This is a genomic window from Corynebacterium sp. NML140438, from assembly GCF_001875725.1.
In the GTDB taxonomy this organism is placed as follows: Bacteria; Actinomycetota; Actinomycetes; order Mycobacteriales; family Mycobacteriaceae; genus Corynebacterium.
The window spans coordinates 135,883-158,025 of the sequence record NZ_MLCQ01000019.1 but is presented as its reverse complement, the minus strand read 5'-3'; the positions used below and the strand labels follow the sequence as shown (position 1 = coordinate 158,025).

The window sequence follows — 22,143 nt, the reverse complement described above, 5'->3', positions numbered from 1 at the left end:
TGGGCTAGCACTAATTATCTAGTGGGTATGCATACCTTTCATCGTTACTATTGGATAACTGTAAGCCAAGTGGTGCCTGTATTTGCGCCGGAAAAGCGGTGTGAAGGCTGGCAGTGCTGCTGGTGCACGTTCTTCAAAGCCAATGAAAGGATTTATTGTGCAAAACCCACAGAGGTCTCGTCGCGGCACGTCGATTGCTGCTGCGGCGCTGTCGTTTGCGCTCGTTGCCCCGTTCGCTCAGCCGATCGCTGCACCGAACCTGTCCAATGTTGCCCAGGCGGCCCCAGGGCAGATCACCGACTCTGCCGGTAGGTACGTGCCCGCGGACTCCGGCCGCGTGTACGACAATGGCGCGGCCGATGGCCTCCGCTATGCGGGGCTTATTCCCGAGTATGTCGACGGCCAGTCAACCGGTACTGCGTTTGTGTTTAAGGTCCCACACTGGAGCCAATCTAAGGGCTACATGAGCGGTGGAGTATCTGAAAGTGATCCGGACTCGAATGCACAGTTCATTCGGTTCCGCGACAAAGAGCTCTACTCCCAAATTGCCCGCATTGAGCTGGTGGGCACCAATAGCGACGCCCAGGGAACCTTTAAGAAGCGTGACCCGAAGGGGTCCGAGTGGACACTCCCGTTGAATGAATCGAAGAGCTTCCCGGGGGCTGCCGGTAAGGACTATGCGTCCTACATCCAGATTTACTTAAACGATGGTAAGCAGCTCTCCGACATCGGCGTGCCGGAAAGCGGCTTTGCGGTCGACTACTACTGGCTGCGCAATGACGGCCGTGTGATGAAGAACTCGGTGCAGAGCACGCTGATGCTCAGCCCGGAGCAGGCGCTAGAGAAGGCCGGACTTGAAGCTGAGAGTCGCGAACTCTACGACGGCGCTGGCGCCAACAATATCCCGAGCGGTGTGGCAAACTACCTCTACTACGACCAGGAAAATAACACCCTCAAGTCGACGACCACCGCAAAGCTGACAGAAAACTTCCTGCAGTCACTGTACTCAGGCTCTTGGCTGTTCAGTGAGCAACTCGATCCGAAGATCGCGCCGTACGTCAAAGAAGTGACGATTTATAACTCCGATGTGAATGGAAATAAGTCGAATCGCCGCAAGACGTTTGCGATGGGCTTTGACAAGGACACCGGCCTTGCTACGTCCAAAACCAACCCTGAGATCTCGTTCCTTTACGACGGTGAGAAGTTCGACAACAAGCGCTTCGATGAGGTGCGTGGCAATGTGAACGATATCCTGTGGGGGACGCTGGGGCAGAACCGCTCGTGGACGATCGAGTACAAACTGGATGAGAATTTCCTTGAGCTGACCAACCAGCCCGAAGGTGAGTACCTCGAGGCGCTTTCTTGGATTGAGGTCGACCTCCAGGATCGCAAGGTCAATATTGGTGCTGTTGATGAAGGCAAACCACCACGGTTGCTGAAGAACTCCGTTGCGGCCAGCTACATCAACGTCGTCGATACCGACGGGGATGGCCTGACTGACCAGTACGAGCGTCAGATCGGAACCGACTCCGCGCAGGCGGATACCGATGGTGATGGTATTCCTGACGGTCAGGAAGTGCTCAAGGATGGTACGGACCCGAAGAAACCGGGTTCCTACAAGCCGGCTGAGCCGACTATTGCGCAGGACAAGGTCAACATCAACGATTCAGATATTGATGTGCGTGCGCTGCGTACCGAATATGTGGATTCGAAAGATGGTCGCTTAATTGCGGTGACCACCAACGGTGTTGCGCCGATGACGGTGTGGGTTGTGCCAACTGACAAGGTCACCGCAGATGAAGCTACCGGCAAGCCGACCTTTGATCAGGCTGATGCTGTTGGCCGTAACTCAATGAGTGACCGTCGTTCCTACGAGAACGGCGCGGTGCACATTCCGAACCTTGAGGGCCTTGTAGATGGCCAGAACTACACGCTGCTGGCTGTGTCCCCGAACGGGGAGATCACCAAGGGCGATAACTTCACGGCAACGACGGAGACGCTGGAAGACTCTGTCGCTCCGACGATTGATCCGGTAACCACCGCTGATCGTGTGGTGACTGTGAAGGCCCCAGCAGGTAGCGATGTTGCCGTCACGATGCCGACGGGTGCGGTTGTTGTTGCAAGCGAGGATCCGGAAAACCCTGGTACGTTTACCGCCGCGGTGCCGCGGTCGGCGCTTCCTCTGAACAAGGGGGATGAGATCACGGCGGTTGCTACGGAGTCCGGCAAGGAGCCGTCGAAACCAGTAACGACGAAGGTGGTTGCGCAGTCTGCCAGCGAAAACTACGGCGTTGACTACCCAGCCTTGGTCACTGCAGAGCAGGATACAGCGACGGCTACGCCAGCGTTTACGCTGAACGGCAAGTCGGTTGACGCGCTGCCAGAGGGCACCGAGTTTAAGGGCGATCTGTCGAAGGCGCCGGAGGGAACTACTGTTTCCTTCGATGAGAAGGGTGTCGCTACCGTCAGCGTCCCGAAGCAGGAGGCAGGCGCGCCTGCCTACAACTTCGAGCTGCCGGTGACCGCCATCATCGACGGCGAGGAAATCACCGACACCATTGTTGTACAGGTTCCAGCCGGTGAAGAGACTCCCGCTGCGGAGAACCTGACGGTGAAGCCGATCAAGGGGCAGGAAATCTGGTCCGACGACGAGATCGACCCAATCAAGGTCGAGACTGACGAACCGCTGAAGGCTCCGAAGTACGAGCTGTCCGGTGCGCCGGAAGGCCTGACCATCAACCCGGAGACCGGTGAGATCACGGGCACGCCAAAGTTCGATAAGAACGGCGCTGACTTTGTGACGAAGGACGGCGACGCCGTCTTCAACGTCACGGTCAAAGTCACCGACGGTGATTCCGTCGGCACGAAGACGTTCCCGTTGATCGTCAAGGATTCCTCCCGTGACTCCGACGGCGACGGCCTAACCGACAAGGAAGAGCTCGACGGATCGAAGAACAACGGCGAGCCAACAGACCCGAACAAGTCGGACACCGACGGCGACGGTGTCTCCGATAAGGACGAAATCGACGCCGGCACTGACCCGAACGACCCGAACAGCAAGCCTGGCGGCGACACCAAACCTGCAGACGATGCTGTGGGGCTGGACGAAGCTGGCAAGCAACCAGTGAAGCCGACGAACGACGAGCAGTCCACCGGCATCAAGGTGAAGAACCCGACCAAGGATACGAAGGTTTCTGCCAAGGATGAGGACGGGAAGGATATCCCGGCGAAGCTGGACGAAAACGGCAACGTTGTTGTCACCCCGGGTGAGGACGTCGATGGTCCGATCACGGTCACCGTTGATGACCCATCGCTGGACAGCCCACTGGTCACCGACGTAGACGTTGAAGGCCACCAGGCCGGTCGCGACGACAACGGCTCCGACGCCTCCAACAAGACCACCGTCGAGGGCGCTGATAACCCGAAGACGGTCAAGCCGACTGGTGAAGAGCAGTCCACTGGTGTCAAGGTCACCAACCCTGGCGACGACACCAAGGTCTCTGCGAAGGACGAAGACGGTAACACCGTCCCGGCGACGATCGACCCGGAGACTGGCGAGATCAAGGTCACCCCAGGCACCGATGTTGATGGTCCGATCACGCTGGTCATCGAGGACTCCGATCTACCAGGTGGCAAGATTGAGGTTGAGGTCCCGGTCGACGGCCACAAGGCTGGCCGTGACGACAACGGCAAGGAAACCACCGCGAACGTCGAAAACCCGACTTACGGTGAGTCGACAACGGTGAAGCCGGGTGAGTCCGCACAGTCGAAGAAGCCATTCGGCGAGAAGGAAGCACCTGAAGGCACAACCATCACCGTTACGCAGCCGAAGGACGCTACCGACTGGACGTTCACCGGCGACGAGCACGGCGTCGTCACCGCGCAGGCCCCAAGCAACGACGATCTGGCTAAGCAGTTCGCCAAGCTCGGAACGCAGGACTGGGATAAGGTTGTTGAGGCCCTCACCCCGGTTGCAGAGCCGAAGGTAGGCGTCGACTTCAACTACGCCGACAAGTCCACGGACAGCGCAACTGCGCAGTTCCAGCTCGTAGGCCAGGACGGCAAGTCCATCCTTGACCCGAACGGCGACTTCGACGGTGACGGCGTCAGCAACAAGGACGAAGTCACGAAGGGTGGCAACCCGTTCGACTCGATCGGCGTCGTAGCCGAGGGCGACGGCAAGATTCCTGCAGATGGTAAGGGCCACGTCGTTGGCAAGGTGAACAACCCGGGCGCCGTGAATAAGGACGGCAAGCTGGTTGATAAGGACGGCAACGAGATCAAGGGCTCCAAGGTCCACGTCGACCCGAAGACCGGCGAGATCACCGTCTCCGTCCCCGCAGGCACCCCGCTCGGTGGCGCTAAGGCGATCATCAGCGACAAGGACGGCAACAAGGTCGGCGAAGTTGACGTCCAGATTGCTAACCCTGGCCTGAGCGACGACCAGCGCAACCGCTGCATTGCTAGCGCAGTGGGCTTTGGCCTGCCGCTGATCGCGTTGTTGCCACTGGGCCTGGCTACCCAGGTGCAGATTCCGGTCCTGAGCGATGTTGCGGTGCAGGCAAGCGCTCAGCTACAGGACGCGAACACCCGCATCCAGCAGCAGGCTGGCATCTTCAACCCAGAGATGGCTGTTCAGGTTGAGCGCATCAACGCACAGCTGGGCACCGTTGGCGCTGACCTGGGCATGGTCGCCGCGGGCATCGTGCTGATCGCTGCCGGTATCCTGGCTGGCACGATCATCTACGACAACTGCAACCCGAATGGTCCGAAGTCTTCGGTGAAGGACCTCGAGCTGCAGGGTTCCTCCGGCAAGACGACGAAGCTGTCCTCCAAGAAGGGCACCGCTGCTCCTTCTCCAGCAAAGCCGGTGAAGGAACAGAAGTAAGAACGACGCTCTATAGGGCCGCCCCGCTGCGGGGAGGCCGTGAGCTCAACGCTTACTGACCGCTCTTTGAGCGCCGTTTGAGAGGGAAAGCTGCTGTCCGCCGTTTCTGGCGGGCGGCAGCTTTCTACGTTGATGCAAGAAGATCGGGCGAGCCGGTGTAAGTAGGACCGGTTCCCGCGGTCTGTATTACGTCTCGGCTGCGGGAGATAGGGATTGTTCCCCGGTCATTTTGAAAACCGGGAACATTCTTCGTGGACATGCGTCGCGACCTGGGGAAAAGAAGCGTTGGTCGACCGGAACCGGCCCGAAATGCAAAATGGTTCCCGGGCGCGGGAACTTTTTTGGAAAGGCGAGCCGGCGGCCCGCGCGCCACCGAGCCAGCGGCCACCCACCGCCGAAAGTGAGACTCAACGCCAGAAATCAAAGAAATGTGAACTGGGACCCAATTGTCAGACCGCGTGTTGTGGTGGGGCTGTAGAATGATACGCATTTATGTCCGCCACGATTCTAAAGGTTGGGTTATGGCTCATCATCTACTGCTTACCTGCACGAACACGAACCTCGGCAGTGCTGATGCTGACGCGCTCGCGGCGCAGCACGGCCTGCGCACCGTCCACGTCACGGGGGAGACGCTCGCTGATGCCTACGCCGCCTGCGCGGGCCAGGACCAGGACACGTTGTTTGTGGGCCAGGGGGAGTGCTCCTTCGATGCGGAGCTCGCCGCGGCACTCGGCGCGGCGGTCATCGTGCTTATCGACGCCCCGCAGCGCGCCACCCTCGCGCGGCGGACGGTGGAACGCTACGGTGCGACGCTGCTCGCCACGGTCACGTATGTCTCGGAGGCGGCCGACCTCACTATCCCGGAGGTTGCGCCGGTGATGTCCCCGCTGGTTTTCGGGTCGCGCCTGTTGGGCCAGTCCCGCGAGGTCGGCGCGCACATCGTTCTGCCGGAGGGTGAGGATCCCCGCGTGCTGGAGGCGGCGCATAGATTGTTGGAGGAGGGCGTCGCGAAGCTGACGCTGCTGGGGGACGTGGACGCGATCGCCGCGAAGGCGCAAGAGCTTGGGCTGGACGTCTCGGCGGCGACGCTGCTGGATCACCGCACCTGCGACCTTGCCGAGGAGTTCGCGCAGACCTTCGCCGAGCTGCGCAAGTCCAAAGGTGTGACCCTGGAGCAGGCCCGCGAGACGATGCAGGACGTCTCCTACTTCGCCACCATGTTGGTGCACACCGGGCGCGCGGACGGCATGGTCTCGGGTGCGGTGCACACGACGGCGGAGACCATTAAGCCGGCGTTTCAGATCATCAAGACGCGCCCGGAGGCTTCGGTGGTGTCGTCGATCTTCCTGATGGTGATGCAGGGCCGCCTCTGGGTGTTTGGCGACTGCGCCGTAAACCCCAACCCATCCGCGCAGCAGCTCGGCGAAATCGCTGTGAGCTCGGCGTTGACCGCCGCTCAATTCGGTATCCACCCGAAGGTTGCGGTGCTCTCCTACGCCACGGGCACCTCCGGTGCGGGCCCCGACGTGGAGCGCGCGGTCGAGGCTGTCGCCGCCGCCCGTACTATTAATTCCGACTTAATTATCGACGGCCCCCTTCAGTTCGACGCTGCGTGCGATGGTGGCGTCGCGAAGCAGAAGGCGCCGGACTCACCCGTGGCTGGGCAGGCGAATGTGTTTATCTTCCCCGACCTTGAGGCGGGCAACGCCGGGTATAAGATCGCGCAGCGCACCGGTCGCGCGCTGGCCGTCGGCCCGATCCTGCAAGGGCTGAACAAGCCGGTCAACGACCTTTCGCGCGGCGCGACGGTTGACGACATTGTGAACACTGTGGCCGTGACCGCGATTCAGGCAGGGGTGAAGTAAATGAGCTACGTACTGGTGATTAACTCCGGTTCCTCCTCGGTGAAGTTCCAGATCGTCGACCCGAATTCGGACGCTTCCGACGCGCCGTTTGTTGCCGGGCTTGTGGAGCAGATCGGGGAACCCCAAGGCCGCATCACCATCACACACGGCGAGGACCGCTGGGTGCTGCAAAAATCCATCCCTTCGCACAAGGCCGGGCTTGAGGAGGCGTTCGAGCGCCTGGCGCTACGCGGCGTGAGTCCGAAGGAGCTCGACGTGGTGGCGGTGGGGCATCGCGTGGTCCACGGCGGCATGGTGTTCAGTGGGCCCGAAATCATCGTGGACCCGGTTGTGGACATGATACGGGCGCAAGTGCCGCTCGCGCCGCTGCACAACCCGGCGAACATTGACGGCATCGAGGTGGCCCGGGAGCTGCTGCCGGACATCCCGCACGTCGCGGTGTTCGACACGGGCTTCTTCCACTCCCTGCCGCCGGCCGCGGCGCTGTACGCCATCAACGCCGAGGTGGCCAGTCAGAACCAGATCCGCCGCTACGGCTTCCACGGCACCTCCCACGAGTTCGTCTCCAGCCAGGTACCGGCGTTGATTGGGACGGACCCGAACCACACTCGCCAGATCGTGCTGCACTTGGGCAACGGTGCGTCGTGCTCGGCGGTGGCGAACGGGCACGCGATTGATACGTCGATGGGGTTGACCCCGCTCGCCGGGCTGGTGATGGGGACGCGCTCGGGGGATGTCGATCCGGGTGTCATCTTCCACCTGGCGCGTCACGCTGGCATGAGCATCGACGAGATCGACGAGCTGCTGAACAAGCGCTCCGGCGTCAAGGGGCTGGCCGGCGTGAACGACTTCCGCGAGCTGCGCGCCATGATCGAAAACGAGGACGGCGACGCCTGGCTCGCCTACAACGTCTACATCAACCGGCTGCGCAGCTTCATCGGAAGCTACATGGTGGCGCTGGGCAGGGTGGACGCGATCACGTTCACCGCGGGCGTCGGCGAAAACGACAAGTACGTGCGCGCGGACGCCCTGGACAATATGGAGGAATTCGGAGTGAAGATCGACCCCGAGCGCAACTCCCTGCCCAACGACGGCCCCCGGATCATCTCCGCCGACGACTCCAAGGTGAAAGTCCTCGTCGTGCCCACGAACGAGGAGCTCGCCATCGCGCAAAAGGCGGCGGCGCTGGCACGTCGGGCCTAGCCTATTGGCGGTGCTGTGAGCTGCGCCCCGTCATTGTTCAACACCTTTATTGTGCAGCCTCTATTCGTTAGACTTTAGAACGGCATGTCAACAGCCGTAAAAGCAAATGTCTGCACAGTGAGTACACTGAGTAGCGTTTAGTAATGTACGGACAGGTTTAAGAAGGAACGATGATGGGAAACATGAGCGGTCGCAAAGGGGCGAATCGGCGTAGTGGGGTGTCGGTGGCGGCCTGCGCGCTTGGGGCATCGTTAGTAATTAGTGGCGTTCCGGCAGTGGCGGGCACCGCCACGGCGCAGGAGGCCTCTGCCGAGTCCACGTCATGGAAAACGCCACGCACCGAGGCGAGCCGTACGGACGTCACGTTCCCGGACCTCGTCGTCGCGCCCGGTGAGACCGCCACGTCGAGGCCTGAGCTGAAGCGCAACTTTTGGACCGCCGTCTGGAACAAAATCGGCACCCCCGTGAAGTGGGAACTCTCGGAGGGCTTTTCGACGCCCACCGGTTGGCACCTCACGTTTTCCGAAGATGGCACGCTCAACGCCACCGCCGACGAGAACATCGAAACCACCACGTTCAAGGTGCCGGTGACCATCACCTTCGCCGACAACTCCACCAAAAACGTCGAAGCCAACGTCACCCTCGCTGACGGCCCAACGCTCGAACCGATCAAGGACCAAAAGTACTGGAAGGACCACCTGATCCTGCCACGTCGCGTCATGGCGTGGAATGTGCCAGACGACGCGGTGCTTGAGGTAAAGGGCCTGCCAGCAGGCCTGGGGGCCTCCGAGCAAACCCGCCGCGGCATCGGTTCCTACTTCTTTATCAACGGTCGCCCCACGGAGACCGGCACCTTCGACGTGACCGTGCGCGTCACCGGCGCCGGCGAGATCCTCCAGGAGACCTTCACCATCACCGTCGCCGACACCGAAGGACTCGGCGAACCCGAAGAATCCAACATCGCCCCTTCCGAGGTCCCGGCCGTGCGCCCCGGCAGCGACGTCAACATCCCACTCGACGTCGAGGGCGCTTCCTCCGTGGAAGTTGAAGGCTTGCCGAACGGCCTGGAATACGACGGTGAGCAGCGCGCAATCGTTGGCACCCCGACGAAGGAAGGCACCTCCGAGGTGGTCGTGAATACGATCGCGGAGGACGGCAAGCGCAAGCGAAGCTCCTTCACGCTCACCGTGGACGAGAACGCCCCCGAGCCGAACAACCCGGGCGGCACGCCCAACCCATCCGACCCAGCAGGACCCGCCACCCCAGACCAATTCGAGTGGGCCCCCATCAAAATCCGCGCCGGTGAAGAAACCGGCGCCACCCCAACCCGCGCCGCCCAAGGCGTCCGCGTGGTCGCGGAGCCGGGCAACCCCGACTGGGTCACCGTCTTCGCCAACGGCTCCATCTACGTGGCGCCTTCGCGCGACGTGGAGCCGGGCACCTACACCGTCAAGGTGCGCTCCGAACAGGGTGAGCAAGACACCATCACTGTCGAGGTCGCCGCTGCCGCCAAAGACGCCGAGCGCTACGAGTCTTCCTACGCGAACACCTACGTCCGCGCCGGCGGCACCGCCACCTCACCGGCACCGTACGCGCGCCTCGGCTACAACGGCATGGTCTTTGAACGCCAGCCGCTGCCGAAGGAGGCGTCGTTTAGCACGCAGTTCGAAGGTGCGAAACTGAACCACCACACGGGCCAAATCACACTCTCCCCGGAACTGACCGCGGAGGAAGGCAGCACCATCGAAGTACCCGTCACCGTCACCTACCCGGACGAGAGTACGCAGGACATCATCGCTCGTTTCCAGGTGCTCGCGCCACAATTCGCCGAGACGCAGAAGTTCGAGTACGAACGCCGCGAAGCCTTCGCAGGCGAAACCATCACGGTGCACCTCACCGAGCCTTTCGACCCGGCCTCCGATCCGGAGTTTGCTATCGCGACGAAGGCCTCGAAGTACCAGGGCTGGGACCTCTTTATCGACCCCACCACCGGCACCATCACCGCCACCGCGCCAGCGCAGGACGCGAAGCCGCTCAACGTCGAGGTCGTGGCGCGCTACTCGGACGGCTCCCACAAAACAGTCGTAGCCGTACTCGGCGTGCGTGACGCGAAGCCGCAGGCATACACGTCCAACCTGGGCTTCGAGGACGCCGTCGTCGGCGAGGACGGTTCCGTCACCATCACCCCCACCGGCGACCTCCAAGCCGGCGTCACCTTCGAACCGGAAGGCGCGGCAGCCCTCGGCGGCGTTGCAGGCCTGCGCGTGGACGTCGACGAGAAAACCGGACAGATCAAAGTCTCCCTGCCGAAGGACGCCAAGCCCGGCCAAAGCTACGACCTCGGCGTGCGCATCAACTTCCCCGACGGCGGCTCGAAAGTAGTGCGGCTCAACGTCGCACGCGACTCGCAAGCCCACCGCGAGGAAGCATCCTGGACCCCAATCGGCGTCCCCGTCGGCGCGGACGCCGTCACGCACGCACCGAAGGTCGCGCCGAAGGGCGCCACCTACGCCATCTCCGCCGACTTCGCCGCAGAGGGTTGGAAAGCCGCCATCGACGCCACCACCGGCGACCTCACCGTCGCGGCACCCGCAAACGCGCAGGTAGGGGACCGCGTCATCATCCCAATCGTGGTCAGCTTCGCGGATGGCTCCCAAAAGATCGTGGAAGCGCAGGCCACAGCCGTCACATCAATGGGCGGCGCGGTCTCCCACGCATACGAGCCGACACAAGTTCGCGCAGGCGAAACCACCACGCTCACCCCAACCCTGAAGGGCGCGCACTACTCGCTGCTCAACCCAGTCGGCGGGCTCGACACCCGTATCGACGCCACCACCGGCACGCTTACCGTCGGCGCCCGCCCGAACGCGGTGCCTGGCGTACGCGAAGTCCCGGTCCGCATCAGCTTCCCGGACGGCTCCACGACCATCGCGAACGCGCGCATCTCGGTGCTGACCAGCGACGGCAAACCGTCCCTTGCCGAGGCCACCCCCGCCTTCACCGACACCATCAAGGCGCACCCAGGCAAGGTCACCACCTACGTGGTGCCGAAGCCAGCCGGCGCCGCCGACAACGCGTTCGCCCTCGGCCAGCTGCCGAAAGGCCTCGCCGACTGGAAGATCGACATCGACGCCGCCACCGGCGCACTCACCATCACGCCACCCGCTGGCGCGAAACCTGGCCTCGTGCCAGTGCCAGTCGTGGTCAGCTTCGCGGACGGCTCCCAAGCCGACAGGCTCCTCCGAGTCGAGGTCGCAAACAGGCCGCAGGATGTGGCGAAGGGGTCGTCGACAAGTAGTGAAATCCCGACTGGGGCGAAAATTGCTGGATTCGTGCTCGGCCTCCTCGCCTTCCTCGGCGGGCTAGGCTACTCCCTGTACGAACACCGCGACTTCTTCCGCACCTTCCTAGCATTCCCAATCAACCAGCAGCGCTGAGAGGATAACGACAGTGACCGGCACCAATAACAAACTACGCATCGCAGCGGTACTCGCAAGCGTCAGCGTCGCAGCGGGCCTCGTCGTGGCCCCCCACGCAGACGCCGCAATCACCGAAGGCAGCTTCGCCATCGGCGTCAACCGCGACTCCGACAGCGGCAACCTCCGCGTCGACGTCAACAAAGCACGCGTGTCCTGGATGTACTTCAACCACCCAGAAAGCACCACGCGCCTGCTGCAGAACGCCTTCTACATCGACGGCGCCGTCAACGGGTCAACCATGAACTACGTCGGCAACGCCACCGAAGTCGTCGAAGCACGTCCAGTCGGCAACCATGACCGCGTCGTCCTGCGCCACACCGACCCCAACTCCGGTGTCGAAATGACCCGCACCTTCCTCGTCGGCAACGACTCCATCCAAGTCACCGTCCAACTCCGCAACACCACAGGCCAAGCCGCCAACATGCGCGTCGAAATGGCCAGCGGCATCATTGACCGCGACTTCCAAGTCACCGGCGTCCCCCGCGGCGACGGCTACCACGTCGACGTCAGCAACAGCTACAAACTCAACATCGACTTCATGGGCGCCACCCGCACCGGCAAAGGCCCCCAACGCTACGACGCCATCAACGGCGGCACAAGTGACGACGCCCACTTCGTCGCCGGCGTCTGGGAACAAGAAGTACCCGCCAACGGCACCCTACGCGCCACCACCGCCATGACCCTCGACGTCGCCCAAGGCACTATCGACACCGACGGCGACGGATTCCCCGACGAATGGGAAGAAAACGGCTTCACCGACGAAAACGGCAACAGCTTCCCACTCAACCAATGGGGCGCCGACCCCAAAAAGGTCGACCTCTTCCTCCAACTCAACTGGATGAAATCCGAATGGGAAACCAAAAAGTGCTCCGAACAGCGCAAATACGCGCCCACCGAGGAAGATTTCCGCAAATTCCTCGACTGCTCCGAAGCCAACACCAACGTGTACCGGCCATCCCGCCAAACCCTCAACGACCTCGTTGACGCCTTCGCCGAACAAAACATCAACCTGCACATCGACGCCGGCGAATACTACAACCCAATGCGCCTCACCAACCCACAAGGCGGCCCAACTGAGGACTTCACGCCGTACTACTTCGAAGGCAAAGTCCCCGGTATCAAACTGCTCGAAGACCGCGACCGCCTCCTCAAAGGCCGTCAAACCGTCTTCCGCGTCGGCCTCATCGGCGACCAACAAACCCGAAGCAACTTCTCCTCAGGCAACGCACTGATCGGGGACGGCGCATTCTACGTCGCAAAGAACCGCATGATGACCTCGCAAGACCAACTGCGAAACACCATCCTGCACGAATTCGGTCACAACCTCGGCCTCACCCACTCCGGGCCACTCGCCGACACCAGCCGACCCATCTCCGACTACGTCCCCGGCTACCTCTCAGTCATGAACTACCTCTACCAGTTCACCGACTTCCGCTACTCCAACGAGCGCTCTCGCCCGCAGGGCAAGCTGCCCGAAGCCTGCAAAACCGTCCAGTGCTACACCGGCGACTACGACATCGAACCCGACTGGCCCAACCTCGCCTTCATCGGCGGCCAAATCGGACGCGCCCACGGCACCACTGGCACCCCCGGCCACGACCATGACCACGAGCACGAACACGCCAACGACGAACCAACCGTCCGCGAACTCGAGGTCTACTCCGCCGAATTCAACAACGGCAAAGCCGGCCTGCGCGTCCGCACCGAAGAAGGCGCCGACAACATGATCATCGCCAACCGGACCGACTCCAAGGTCAGCATGGAGATCGCTAACCTTGGCATCGACATCCACAAATTCCGTCTCCAAGCCACCTACCCCGGAGGCCGATACGAGCAGGAATACACCATCGAAGGCGCCCTCAGCGACGAATCCAAACTGCCGATCACCGTCCCCATCACCAACACCGCCGGCTACACAGGCTCCACCATGCCGGTCACCTTCCGGGTGTTCAACCAAGACAACGACATCGTCGCCGACGACACCATCGAGTTCTCCGTCCTCAACTACAACGGCGAAGACACCGCGAAGCTCATCAAGGAGCTCCGCAAAAAGAACTCCGACCTGCTCAACCGGGCAGAACAGACCGTAGGCAAGGCGGAAGGCGGCGCCGGGCCACGCCCAACCAAGCCGCTAGCCACCCAAGCCAACGCCGTCATCCCGACCCGCGCCGGCCAAGCACCAGTGACCTCACTGAACGCCGCGCCAAGCGGGACCTACGACGCACCTTCGCCGGCAACCTCGCGCCCTAGCGAACCGTCGGGGCGCCCAACCGCCCACCCAGCTCCTTCGACAGCCCAGCAGCAGAACCCAGGTAAGGGTGGGGAAACCGGCGGCCTGTCCGGCGGCGCGATCGCCGGCATCGTCGTTGGCCTGCTCGCCTTGATCGGTATTCTGGGCGCTGCCGCAGTTGGCATGGGAGGATTCTAAGCTCCTACCTGCAATTCCCCCAGGTCTTAGGGATCCCAGCCCGCGACCTGGGGGAATTTCTTTGTGGGTCGGGAGTGGGCAGTGACAAAAGACGCAACGCTAAAAGTGCTGGACATTCAAAAGCGCAGTTCGTAAAAGGGCTATAGGAATAGGGGTGCGTCTTTTGTCACTGGCGCCTTGAGTGAGCGCACCACATTTCGCCACTCAAGCCCGGCGACCTAGAGGAATGCAAAACCCGCCCGCCGAAACCCTGGAATCTGGTGCGCGTTCCTCGAGGTAAACCTAGAACCACGTCACGGGGCGGATCTTGTTGGCCATGTCGACCAAGTCAAAGCGGTGTTGGAGGTAGGGCGCCACCCTAGCCAGAGCGCGCAGGGTCCTGGCGAGTTCGTTTTGGAGTTCGTGGGCGGTGAACTTCGTGTCGAGGATGGGGGAGGGGTCGGGTTGGTGGCCGTCGAGGGTGTAGGTGAGGGCGGCGCGGAGGATGAAGACTTTGATTTGGAGGTAGCGGGGTTCGGTGTTGGGGATGCGCTGGAGGCGCAGGGCAGCGTTGCGGATGCGGTCTTCGGTGGGGTCGGTGACGAGGCTGAGGATGGATGTGAGTTGGGCGAGCCGGTTGTGTCGAGAGGCGACGGGGACGCGGTCCAGGGCGGCGGCGGCAAGTTCCGGTTGGTTTTCGTGCATGAGTTGGCGGGCCAGGCCGAAGGCGGAGGAAACAGTGGTGGGGTTGGTGCTCCAGACGAGGGCGTAGAGGCGGATGGCGTGGAAGCGGAGCATGGCGGGGTTGGTGGTGACCATGGACCAGTCGGCGGCGAGCAGCCCGCCGTCAACGAGGTGCTCGAAGACGGAGTTGGGGAGTTCATCGAGGTGGCGGTCCATGCCGGCGGCGCCGCGGGCCACGCTGGGTTCCAATAGCGCGGTGTCGTGGAGGTCGGCGGATTGGAGAAGGAGTTCGGCGACGGCGGCGAGTGCGAGTTTGGAGGCGGATTCGCCGGGCAGGATTTGCAGGACGCGGGAGAAGGCGACTTGGGCGTCGGTGAAATTGCTGGTCAGGAGGTTGGTGATGGCGGTGTACCAGTGGTAGCGCCAGTTCTTCCGCAGTCGCTCGTCAAGGGAGTTGAGCCAGGTGCCCGCCTGGGTGGTGAAGCCGAGGTCGAGGAGGGTGCGGGCGACGGCGAAGGGGATTTCGATGGAGTCGGGGTGGCGGTCTTCGGCGAGGGCTTGGCGCAGCGCGGCGAGGGTTTCGGAGGGTTCGGAGTAGGTGGTGCTTTGGAGGGTGGCGGCGCCGGGGTCGGTGGCGTCGACAAGTGGGACGGGGAGGGCGATGTTGACTTCTTGGGGTGTGATGGTGACGGTGCGGGTGATGCCGTCGATGAGTTGGTCGGTGCGGAAGACGACGTGTTTGGTGCCGAAGGTGCGTCGTTGCGGGGAGAAGAGTGAGTGTTGGGCGGGGAAGGTGCGGCCGTCGCGGATGGCGAGTATTTCGCGCAGGACGCCGAGGAGTTGGGCTTCGAGTTGGGGGATGGAGTCGAAGCGGTCGTCGCGGTTGGGGGCGCAGCAGCGGGCGATGAGGCGGTAGAGGGAGATGTAGCGGCGGAAGAGGGGTTCGGTGGTGGGGGTGGGGATGTCGGCGTCATGGGGGAGGTTGATGATGAGGGCGGCGAGGGTGCGGCCGATGGTGTAGATGTCGGATTGGACGGAGGGGCCGTCGGTAGATACTTCGGGGGCTTGGTAGCCTTTGGTGCCGTAGATGAAGCCGTAGGAGCCGATGCCTGAGACCGCGCCGAGGTCGATGAGTTTGACCTGGTCTTCGGTGACGATGATGTTGTCGGGCTTCAGGTCGTTGTAGACGACGCCGCGCGAGTGCAGGTAGTCGAGGGCTGGCAGCACTTCGAGGATGTAGGCGATCGCGATGTCAACCTCACACCTGCTTATCGACGGCCCACCAACGTACTCCATGACGATGAACCCGCCGGGCACGCGCGGGTCGTCGATGAAGTTGAAAATCTTGACGATGCCGGGGTGGGTGATGTCGGCGAGGAACTCGCGCTCGGCGACGGCGGCGGCCTCCTCGTCCTTGTTGCGGGCCGAGTGTAGCCCCTTGAGCACGACATGGCGTCCGGAGACGAAGTGGTCGGTGGCGAGGTAAATCCAGCCCATGCCGCCGTGTGCGATGGTGCCGAGGACTTCGTACTGCTCGGCGACCATGTCGCCGGGCTTGAGGGCGGGGGCGGGCACGCCCTCGAAGGTGGAGGGGTCCCGAAGGGCGTCGGTGGGGTTGGTGGGGTGGACCCAGGGCAGTTCGACCATGCCGTCGGCGACGGTGCGGGTTTCGCGCTTCGTGCCGCGCAGCTCGCGGAAACGGTCGAGGGCGCGGCGTCGCGAGCGTTGCGAGGTATCCTCCTGCTGCTTCTCCTTCCTCAGCGCCTCGAGGTCGTCGAGGAGGGCGGACATGGAGTCGTCGTATTCGAAGAGGTCGTCATCGTCGTCGTCGGCGAAGGGGTCGAAGGCGACGGCTTCGGTGCCTGGGTCATTCGTGCTCATTGGGTTCCTCCCGGTACATCAGCGGTGGGGGGTAGGGGTCTGTGGTGGAATCCGACAGCCACTCCTGGAACATGCGGTGCCAGGTGCCGTCGGTGCGGATGCGTTCGATGGTCGCGTTGACCTGGCGCACCACCGAATCGTTGCCGAGCGGGATGCCGACGGCGTAGTACTGGGTCGCCAGCGCGTCCGGCAGGATGTCGGTGTGGGGGTCCTGGGCGATCATGCCGGCGAGGATGGCGTCGTCGGCGATGATGGCGTCGGCCTGGAACTGCTGGGTGGCCATGAGGCAGTCGGACCAGGAGCGGGTGCGCAGCACCGGCGACTGCGGCGCGAGCGTGCGCACGATGTTGAGCAGGGTGGTGCCGTCGACGACGCACACGGTGCGCTCGGGCAGATCATCCATGCTGGTGATCCCCCGATCGTTCGGGGCCAGCATCCTGACCTGCGACTTCAAGTACGGGGTGGAGAACGCCACCTTGGCGGCGCGCTCCGGGGTAATCGACATCGTCCTGATCACAATGTCCACCCGGCCCTCCTGCAGCAGCTCCGCGCGGGATGCCGAGTCCACGAAGCGGAAGTCCACCGCCTCGGGGTCCCCCAACAGGTCGCGAGCGATCTCCTGCGCCAGCTCAACCTCAAACCCGCGCAGCTCGCCGCGCACCATATCGCGGTAGGACAGCAGGTACTGGGACTGCTCCACGCCCACGATCAGGCGGCCGCGCTCCCGGATCCGCCCCAGGGCCGGATCATCTTCCGGTGCGGCCTCGCGCGGGCGCAGCGAGCCCTCCCAGTCCAGGCCGTGCGGCACAAATTTCGCCGAGGGCGGCTTGCCAGCCCCGTCCAACAGCGCGCCGGGCGGCAGCGGGATCGGCTCGTGCGCCGTGGACGCCGTACCGGTCGGCAGCTCTTCCAGCGAGGACCTCGGAGCACACCCAGCCAGGCCCGCCGCCACCGCGAGCGCCACCAACAACGACCCAGCCCTGCGCATCATACGTACTCCCTGAATCGACGTTGCACCCCGAACCACATGCAGATCACGGCCAGCAGCGACAGCAGCGCCACCACCGTCGACACCAGCCGTGTCGCGTCCAGGGAGGTGTGGATGTAGTTGCGCATCTCGGCCCGCGACCCCTCGATCAGGGTCACCATGTTCGCGTCCAGCTCCATGTACGCGGTAGAAGCGCTCGGGTGGTCGGGACTATCGACCATCAGCACGTCAACGGCGCGCTCAAAGCGGCCGGCGTCCAGCGTCGAGACCAGCTCGCCGTGCGCCTGCGACCACTGCTCCAGCGCCATTCTTGCCGACGTCACCTCCGGAGCCTCCGACGCCCTATCCAACGCGGAGCCCACCGTCTTGTACGTGGACTCGAATGACTCCGTCGACTCCGCAATGGACTGGCGGCGCAACAACGTCATCGTCTCATCGGTGCGGGTCTCCTGGGCGCGGATGCGGGCGTCGGTAAGCTGGCGCCACGGCGCGGCTGCCTGCTCAAACCCGACGACGCCTGAGCGCCACGACACAAAATTCGAACCCGCGACCCACGCGAGCGCCACCACCATCGCCGCCGTCGCCGCCACGAACCCCTTGTTCCAGCGGCGGCGGAACGTGCGCCACAGCCACCACTGCGCACCCGCCAGCAGCAACAGCGCCGCCACCAGGCCCGAAAGCGGCACCCACTGCGGCGCGTTCAGGCGCACCATCTCCACCGCCACCTGGCGCTGCGTCAGCGCGAACAACGTATTCGCCGACGTAATCATCCGCTCGCGCATCATGCCGGACGCCTCCGACATGTAGGACACGCCCACCGGGTTGCCGAGGCGCTGGTTCACCTTCGCACGCTCCATAAACGCCACGTACAGCGGCAGGTCGCGCTGGATGGATCGCACCAGGGATTGGATGCGCTCTTGGTCCTCCGGCCGCGTCAACTCCGAGGCGCCCTCGTAAATGTCGCTCGCCGCGATCACCGCCTGATCTATCGACGCCAAATACGCCTTCACCTCATTCGGCGTCATCAACCCTGTTTGCACGAAGCCCGTCGTGGCCACCGTGTCCGCCTGCGACAACGACGTGAGCAGGACGTGGGCGGAGTGACTCATCGGCTCCGTCGTCTGTACCAGCACGTCCAGCGCGTGCTGGCGCTTACTCATCGACTGGCTCTGCGCGAACCCAATCGCGCCCACCGCCACCGTCAACACCAGCATCATCGCCAGCATCTTGCCCGGCGTGGTGATCGCGAAGTCCGCCAACCTGCGCAGCGCACGGATCGGACCACTCGACGCGCGCTGCTGCGGATGCAGCGCAAGATCATCCAACCAGGCGTCGCTGGGCGGTGGCGTCGTGACAGTCATTCCTCAACCATAACCACCATGCCCTGCCTATTTCTAGGAAACGACCTACAGTGGAACACATGCAAGGAGACGGCAACGGATGGGTCGAAGGCCCCAACGGACAAAAAATGTGGGGCAAACACGGCGCCGCAGGACTCTTCCTGCAGGCCACACACAACGGCGAGACCGTCGTGCTCATGCAACACCGCGCCCCCTGGACCGCCCAAGGCGACACATGGGGCATCCCCGGCGGCGCCCGCGACTCACACGAAACAGCCTCCCAAGCAGCACTCAGGGAAACAGCAGAAGAATGCGGCATCGATGGGGGCGAAGTGGACGTCGAAAAGGAATTAGTGACGTCCGGCCCCGCACCCAGCGGCTGGACCTACACCACCGTCCTCGCCCGCGTGCGCTCCGGCGAGCCACTGGAGACCACCGCCAACGAAGAAAGCGTCGAACTGCGTTGGGTTCCCCTGAAAAAACTCGAAGAACTCCCCCTGCACCCGGGGCTGCGTGCCGCACTGCCAAACATTCTCAGGCATACTGTTTCGCATGATTGAAGTCCAAAACCTGTCGAAGGCCTACGGCCCCGTCCGCGCCGTCGACGACATCAGCTTCCGCGTCAAACCGGGAGTTGTCACCGGATTCCTCGGCCCCAACGGCGCCGGCAAATCCACCACCATGCGCATGATCGTCGGCCTGGATAAGCCCACGTCAGGCAGCTGCCTTATCGACGGCACCAGCTACCGCAACCTCAAACAGCCCGCCCGAAAAGTCGGCGCCCTCCTCGACGCCAAAGGAGTCCACCCCAACCGCTCCGCCCGCGTGTCGCTGCTGTGGCAGGCACAGGCCTCCGGCATCCCCGCCTCCCGCGTCGACGAAGTCCTCTCCCTCGTCGGCCTCACCGACGTCGCCGGCAAGAAGGTCGGCGGGTTCTCCCTCGGCATGGGGCAACGCCTCGGCATCGCCGCCGCGCTGCTCGGCGACCCCGAATACCTCATCCTCGACGAACCCGTCAACGGCCTCGACCCCGAAGGCATCCGCTGGGTCCGCTCCCTCCTGCGCGCGCTCGCGCAGGAAGGCCGCACCATCCTGGTGTCCTCCCACCTGCTGGCCGAAATGGCACAGACCGCCGACCACCTCATCGTGATCGGCAAAGGCAAACTCGTCGCCGACACCTCCGTCCACGACTTCATCAAAGCCCACTCTGGCTCCAGCGTCGTAGTGCGCGCTTTGGGGGACGGGCTAGGGGCGTTGCGGGCGGCCGTAGAAGCAGGCGCGCCGGGCGCCACCATCCGCCCAGGCACCGACACCGACGGCCGACCCAACCTCACCATCAACGACGCCACCCCCGAAACCATCGGGCGCATCGCCTTCGAAGCCGGCGTCATCCTCACCGAACTCAGCGAACACCACGCATCCCTCGAGGACGCCTACATCCAATCCACCGAAGGCACCGAACAGTTCGCATCCCGCTTCGAACACTCAGTGCAGGAGGGCAAGTAACCATGAACCTCATACTTTCCGAGTGGACCAAACTCCGCAGCACCCGCTCCTTCTGGTGGACCAGCGCCGCCATGACCATCGTCGCCGGCATCTACGGCGCACTCTTCGGCTGGCTCGCCAACTCCTCCGGCATGCCCTACGCACCCCTGACCGTCGTCTCGACCGTCTCCATGACCATCGGGATCGTCGTCATCGTGCAGGCCGCCATGACCGTCACCACCGAATACCGATTCGGCATCCCCGCCACCAACTTCCGACTCACACCGCAACGCTGGCAAGTCGCCCTGGCGAAACTGTGCGTCGGCGTGGTCGGGGTGATGATCGGGACCTTGGTGGCCGTAGTTGTCGCGTTCGTCCTCGCCGACCTCACCACCGCCATCCCCGCCGGATGGACCACCAACTCAGCCACCCAGCGAGCCCTGTGGGCAGTACCGCTCGGCATGGCCCTGCTTACCCTGTTCACTCAGGGGGTCGGCTGGATCGTCCGCAACACCTCCGCCGCCATCGTCATCGGCCTGTCCATGATGCTCCTCCTGGAAACCATCGTCGGCTTCATCCCCAAATACGGCCAAGACGTAGCCAAGTTTCTGCCCTTCAACAACCTCATCGCCTTCATGATGAACCAACCCACCCAACACTGGGAACTGGGCGCCTCCCTCGGCATCTTCGCCGTCTGGGCCGTGGCGCTGTGGGTCATCGGCGTCATCCTGACCGAGGCGCGGGACGCCTAGTTTCGCTGCCAGTGACAAAAGACGCAATCTTGTAAAAGTATACCTTTATTCCAGCTGGTCAGAAAAGGGCTATGTTTATAAGGTTGCGTCTTTTGTCACTGCTTACATCTGGTCAAGTAATTCTTCCATCCGCGGCACCACCTCATGGAACGTAGCGGCGGCAAACCTGACCACGGTCCAGCCCTCCAACGCCAGATCCAAGTTGATCCGTGCATCCTTCTGGCGTTGGTCATACTCCCAATGATGCTGGCCGTCGTACATGATCCCGATTTTGAGCGGTTCGATGGCGAAGTCGCACGTCGTCACGAGGCGGCGACCTCTATATACCGGAACTTGCTCACTCAGCTTCAGCCGACGCCTCTTGGTCATTGTGTGGAGCAGTAGGCGTAGCTCAGTCTCGCGAGGAGAGTCGGCGAGCTTGCTAGACAGGCGAATTATCCTGTTGAGCCACCGCTTTTCCACTCGCCATTGTGCGGCTTGGCGCAGGGATGATGTCGAAACGTTGAGGTGCCTGCGAACGCAATCCACTAGCTGCACTGCTTGTGCAAGGAGAGGGGCGAACCCCTCGGGCGTGGTGACGGCGGGTGAATGCTCACCGTTCTTCAGCATTTGGAGTGCCTGAACTGTAGCGTGCGCGGGAGCCGCAGCGTAGATGGTCTGCCCGAAGTGGTGCACTGTTGTGAGCGCGATTCCTGCGGCTCCTCTGCGTTTGAGCCCGGGCGTTGTGGGGGTGGGAGCGCGATTCCTACTGGTGGGGGCGATGAAAGTGATGGGGGCCGTGTCTGTGAGGTAGGGCAGCCGGTAAAGCGCGAGTGCAGAGTAGCCGCTCGCGATGTGGTGGGGCCACTGCTCTGCATAGTCGAGGATTTGCTGGAGTGTGTGTGGCTGTGGTGTTGATCTGTAATCCATAGCGGTTAGACGTGTTGGGAAAGCTTTTGGTTTCCTGGTTTGCTCAAATTCTTGAGAGCTAGTGACAAAGGACGCAACCTTGAAGGGCTAGTACTCTTGTGACCTGGGGGTATGGAGGTGGCCATTTTTGAAGGTGCGTCCTTTGTCACTCGCAGAGTTTGGTGGGGAACTTTTTCACCCCACTAGCCACACCCGTCACATAAGAAAATGAGCAGAACGTTCCGAAGGTTTATGCAAAACAGTTGATGGCGACTACTCTGGG

Annotated in this window: 12 protein-coding genes; 8 read left to right on the top strand and 4 right to left on the bottom strand. The window is 62.9% G+C overall.

All coding sequences use genetic code 11. The features are described from left to right. Positions 1-157 precede the first annotated feature (157 nt). From BJP08_RS06685 to BJP08_RS06665, 5 genes are all read left to right on the top strand, one after another. Positions 158-4,888, top strand: coding sequence for a putative Ig domain-containing protein (locus BJP08_RS06685; protein ID WP_071568865.1), 4,731 nt, complete (start codon positions 158-160; stop codon positions 4,886-4,888). A 521-nt stretch (positions 4,889-5,409) separates the two neighbouring features. After that, complete coding sequence (pta, locus tag BJP08_RS06680) at positions 5,410-6,753, top strand: phosphate acetyltransferase (protein ID WP_071568864.1); 1,344 nt, start codon at positions 5,410-5,412, stop codon at positions 6,751-6,753. Next, a complete protein-coding gene (locus BJP08_RS06675) occupies positions 6,754-7,956 on the top strand; it encodes an acetate kinase (protein WP_071568863.1) in 1,203 nt (400 codons plus the stop codon). It begins immediately after the preceding gene. A 182-nt stretch (positions 7,957-8,138) separates the two neighbouring features. Beyond that, positions 8,139-11,393 carry a YPDG domain-containing protein gene (locus BJP08_RS06670; protein WP_143110037.1) on the top strand — a complete coding sequence of 1,085 codons (3,255 nt, stop codon included), beginning with the start codon at positions 8,139-8,141 and terminating at the stop codon, positions 11,391-11,393. 13 nt (positions 11,394-11,406) lie between these two features. After that, complete coding sequence (locus BJP08_RS06665) at positions 11,407-13,863, top strand: hypothetical protein (protein ID WP_071568861.1); 2,457 nt, start codon at positions 11,407-11,409, stop codon at positions 13,861-13,863. A gap of 282 nt (positions 13,864-14,145) precedes the next feature. On the opposite strand, the gene BJP08_RS06660 is transcribed toward BJP08_RS06665, so the two are convergent. From BJP08_RS06660 to BJP08_RS06650, 3 genes are read right to left on the bottom strand one after another with little or no spacing between them, the layout of a single operon-like run. Then, entirely contained in the window at positions 14,146-16,407 is a 2,262-nt protein-coding gene (locus tag BJP08_RS06660; protein WP_071568860.1) for a serine/threonine protein kinase, read from the bottom strand. Further along, the gene (locus BJP08_RS06655; protein ID WP_255364788.1) at positions 16,394-17,398 is read right to left on the bottom strand and encodes a glutamate ABC transporter substrate-binding protein; all 1,005 of its coding nucleotides are present in this window, start codon (positions 17,396-17,398) and stop codon (positions 16,394-16,396) included. The genes BJP08_RS06660 and BJP08_RS06655 overlap by 14 nt, the downstream gene beginning before the upstream one ends. Next, positions 17,395-18,756, bottom strand: coding sequence for a hypothetical protein (locus BJP08_RS06650; protein WP_071568859.1), 1,362 nt, complete (start codon positions 18,754-18,756; stop codon positions 17,395-17,397). Before BJP08_RS06650 ends, BJP08_RS06655 begins: the two co-directional genes overlap by 4 nt. A gap of 59 nt (positions 18,757-18,815) precedes the next feature. On the opposite strand from BJP08_RS06650, the gene BJP08_RS06645 reads away from it, so the two are divergent. From BJP08_RS06645 to BJP08_RS06635, 3 genes are read left to right on the top strand one after another with little or no spacing between them, the layout of a single operon-like run. Then, entirely contained in the window at positions 18,816-19,295 is a 480-nt protein-coding gene (locus BJP08_RS06645) for an NUDIX hydrolase (protein ID WP_071568890.1), read from the top strand. Continuing rightward, on the top strand, positions 19,288-20,241 hold the full coding sequence (locus BJP08_RS06640; protein WP_071568858.1) for an ABC transporter ATP-binding protein: 954 nt from the start codon (positions 19,288-19,290) through the stop codon (positions 20,239-20,241). Before BJP08_RS06645 ends, BJP08_RS06640 begins: the two co-directional genes overlap by 8 nt. A 2-nt stretch (positions 20,242-20,243) precedes the next feature. Further along, positions 20,244-20,972, top strand: coding sequence for an ABC transporter permease (locus BJP08_RS06635; protein ID WP_071568857.1), 729 nt, complete (start codon positions 20,244-20,246; stop codon positions 20,970-20,972). A gap of 102 nt (positions 20,973-21,074) precedes the next feature. Here BJP08_RS06635 and BJP08_RS06630 read toward each other — a convergent pair whose 3' ends face one another. Continuing rightward, complete coding sequence (locus BJP08_RS06630) at positions 21,075-21,881, bottom strand: hypothetical protein (protein ID WP_071568856.1); 807 nt, start codon at positions 21,879-21,881, stop codon at positions 21,075-21,077. Between the last annotated feature and the right edge of the window lie 262 nt (positions 21,882-22,143).

What these genes read in the sequence shown, in the direction of transcription:
- BJP08_RS06645 (WP_071568890.1), top strand. Translation starts at nt 18,816, where the DNA reads ATGCAAGGAGACGGCAACGGATGGGTCGAAGGCCCCAACGGACAAAAA.
- BJP08_RS06655 (WP_255364788.1), bottom strand. Translation starts at nt 17,398, where the DNA reads ATGATGCGCAGGGCTGGGTCGTTGTTGGTGGCGCTCGCGGTGGCGGCG.
- BJP08_RS06630 (WP_071568856.1), bottom strand. Translation starts at nt 21,881, where the DNA reads ATGGATTACAGATCAACACCACAGCCACACACACTCCAGCAAATCCTC.
- BJP08_RS06635 (WP_071568857.1), top strand. Translation starts at nt 20,244, where the DNA reads ATGAACCTCATACTTTCCGAGTGGACCAAACTCCGCAGCACCCGCTCC.
- BJP08_RS06650 (WP_071568859.1), bottom strand. Translation starts at nt 18,756, where the DNA reads ATGACTGTCACGACGCCACCGCCCAGCGACGCCTGGTTGGATGATCTT.
- pta (WP_071568864.1), top strand. Translation starts at nt 5,410, where the DNA reads ATGGCTCATCATCTACTGCTTACCTGCACGAACACGAACCTCGGCAGT.
- BJP08_RS06640 (WP_071568858.1), top strand. Translation starts at nt 19,288, where the DNA reads ATGATTGAAGTCCAAAACCTGTCGAAGGCCTACGGCCCCGTCCGCGCC.
- BJP08_RS06670 (WP_143110037.1), top strand. Translation starts at nt 8,139, where the DNA reads ATGAGCGGTCGCAAAGGGGCGAATCGGCGTAGTGGGGTGTCGGTGGCG.
- BJP08_RS06675 (WP_071568863.1), top strand. Translation starts at nt 6,754, where the DNA reads ATGAGCTACGTACTGGTGATTAACTCCGGTTCCTCCTCGGTGAAGTTC.
- BJP08_RS06660 (WP_071568860.1), bottom strand. Translation starts at nt 16,407, where the DNA reads ATGAGCACGAATGACCCAGGCACCGAAGCCGTCGCCTTCGACCCCTTC.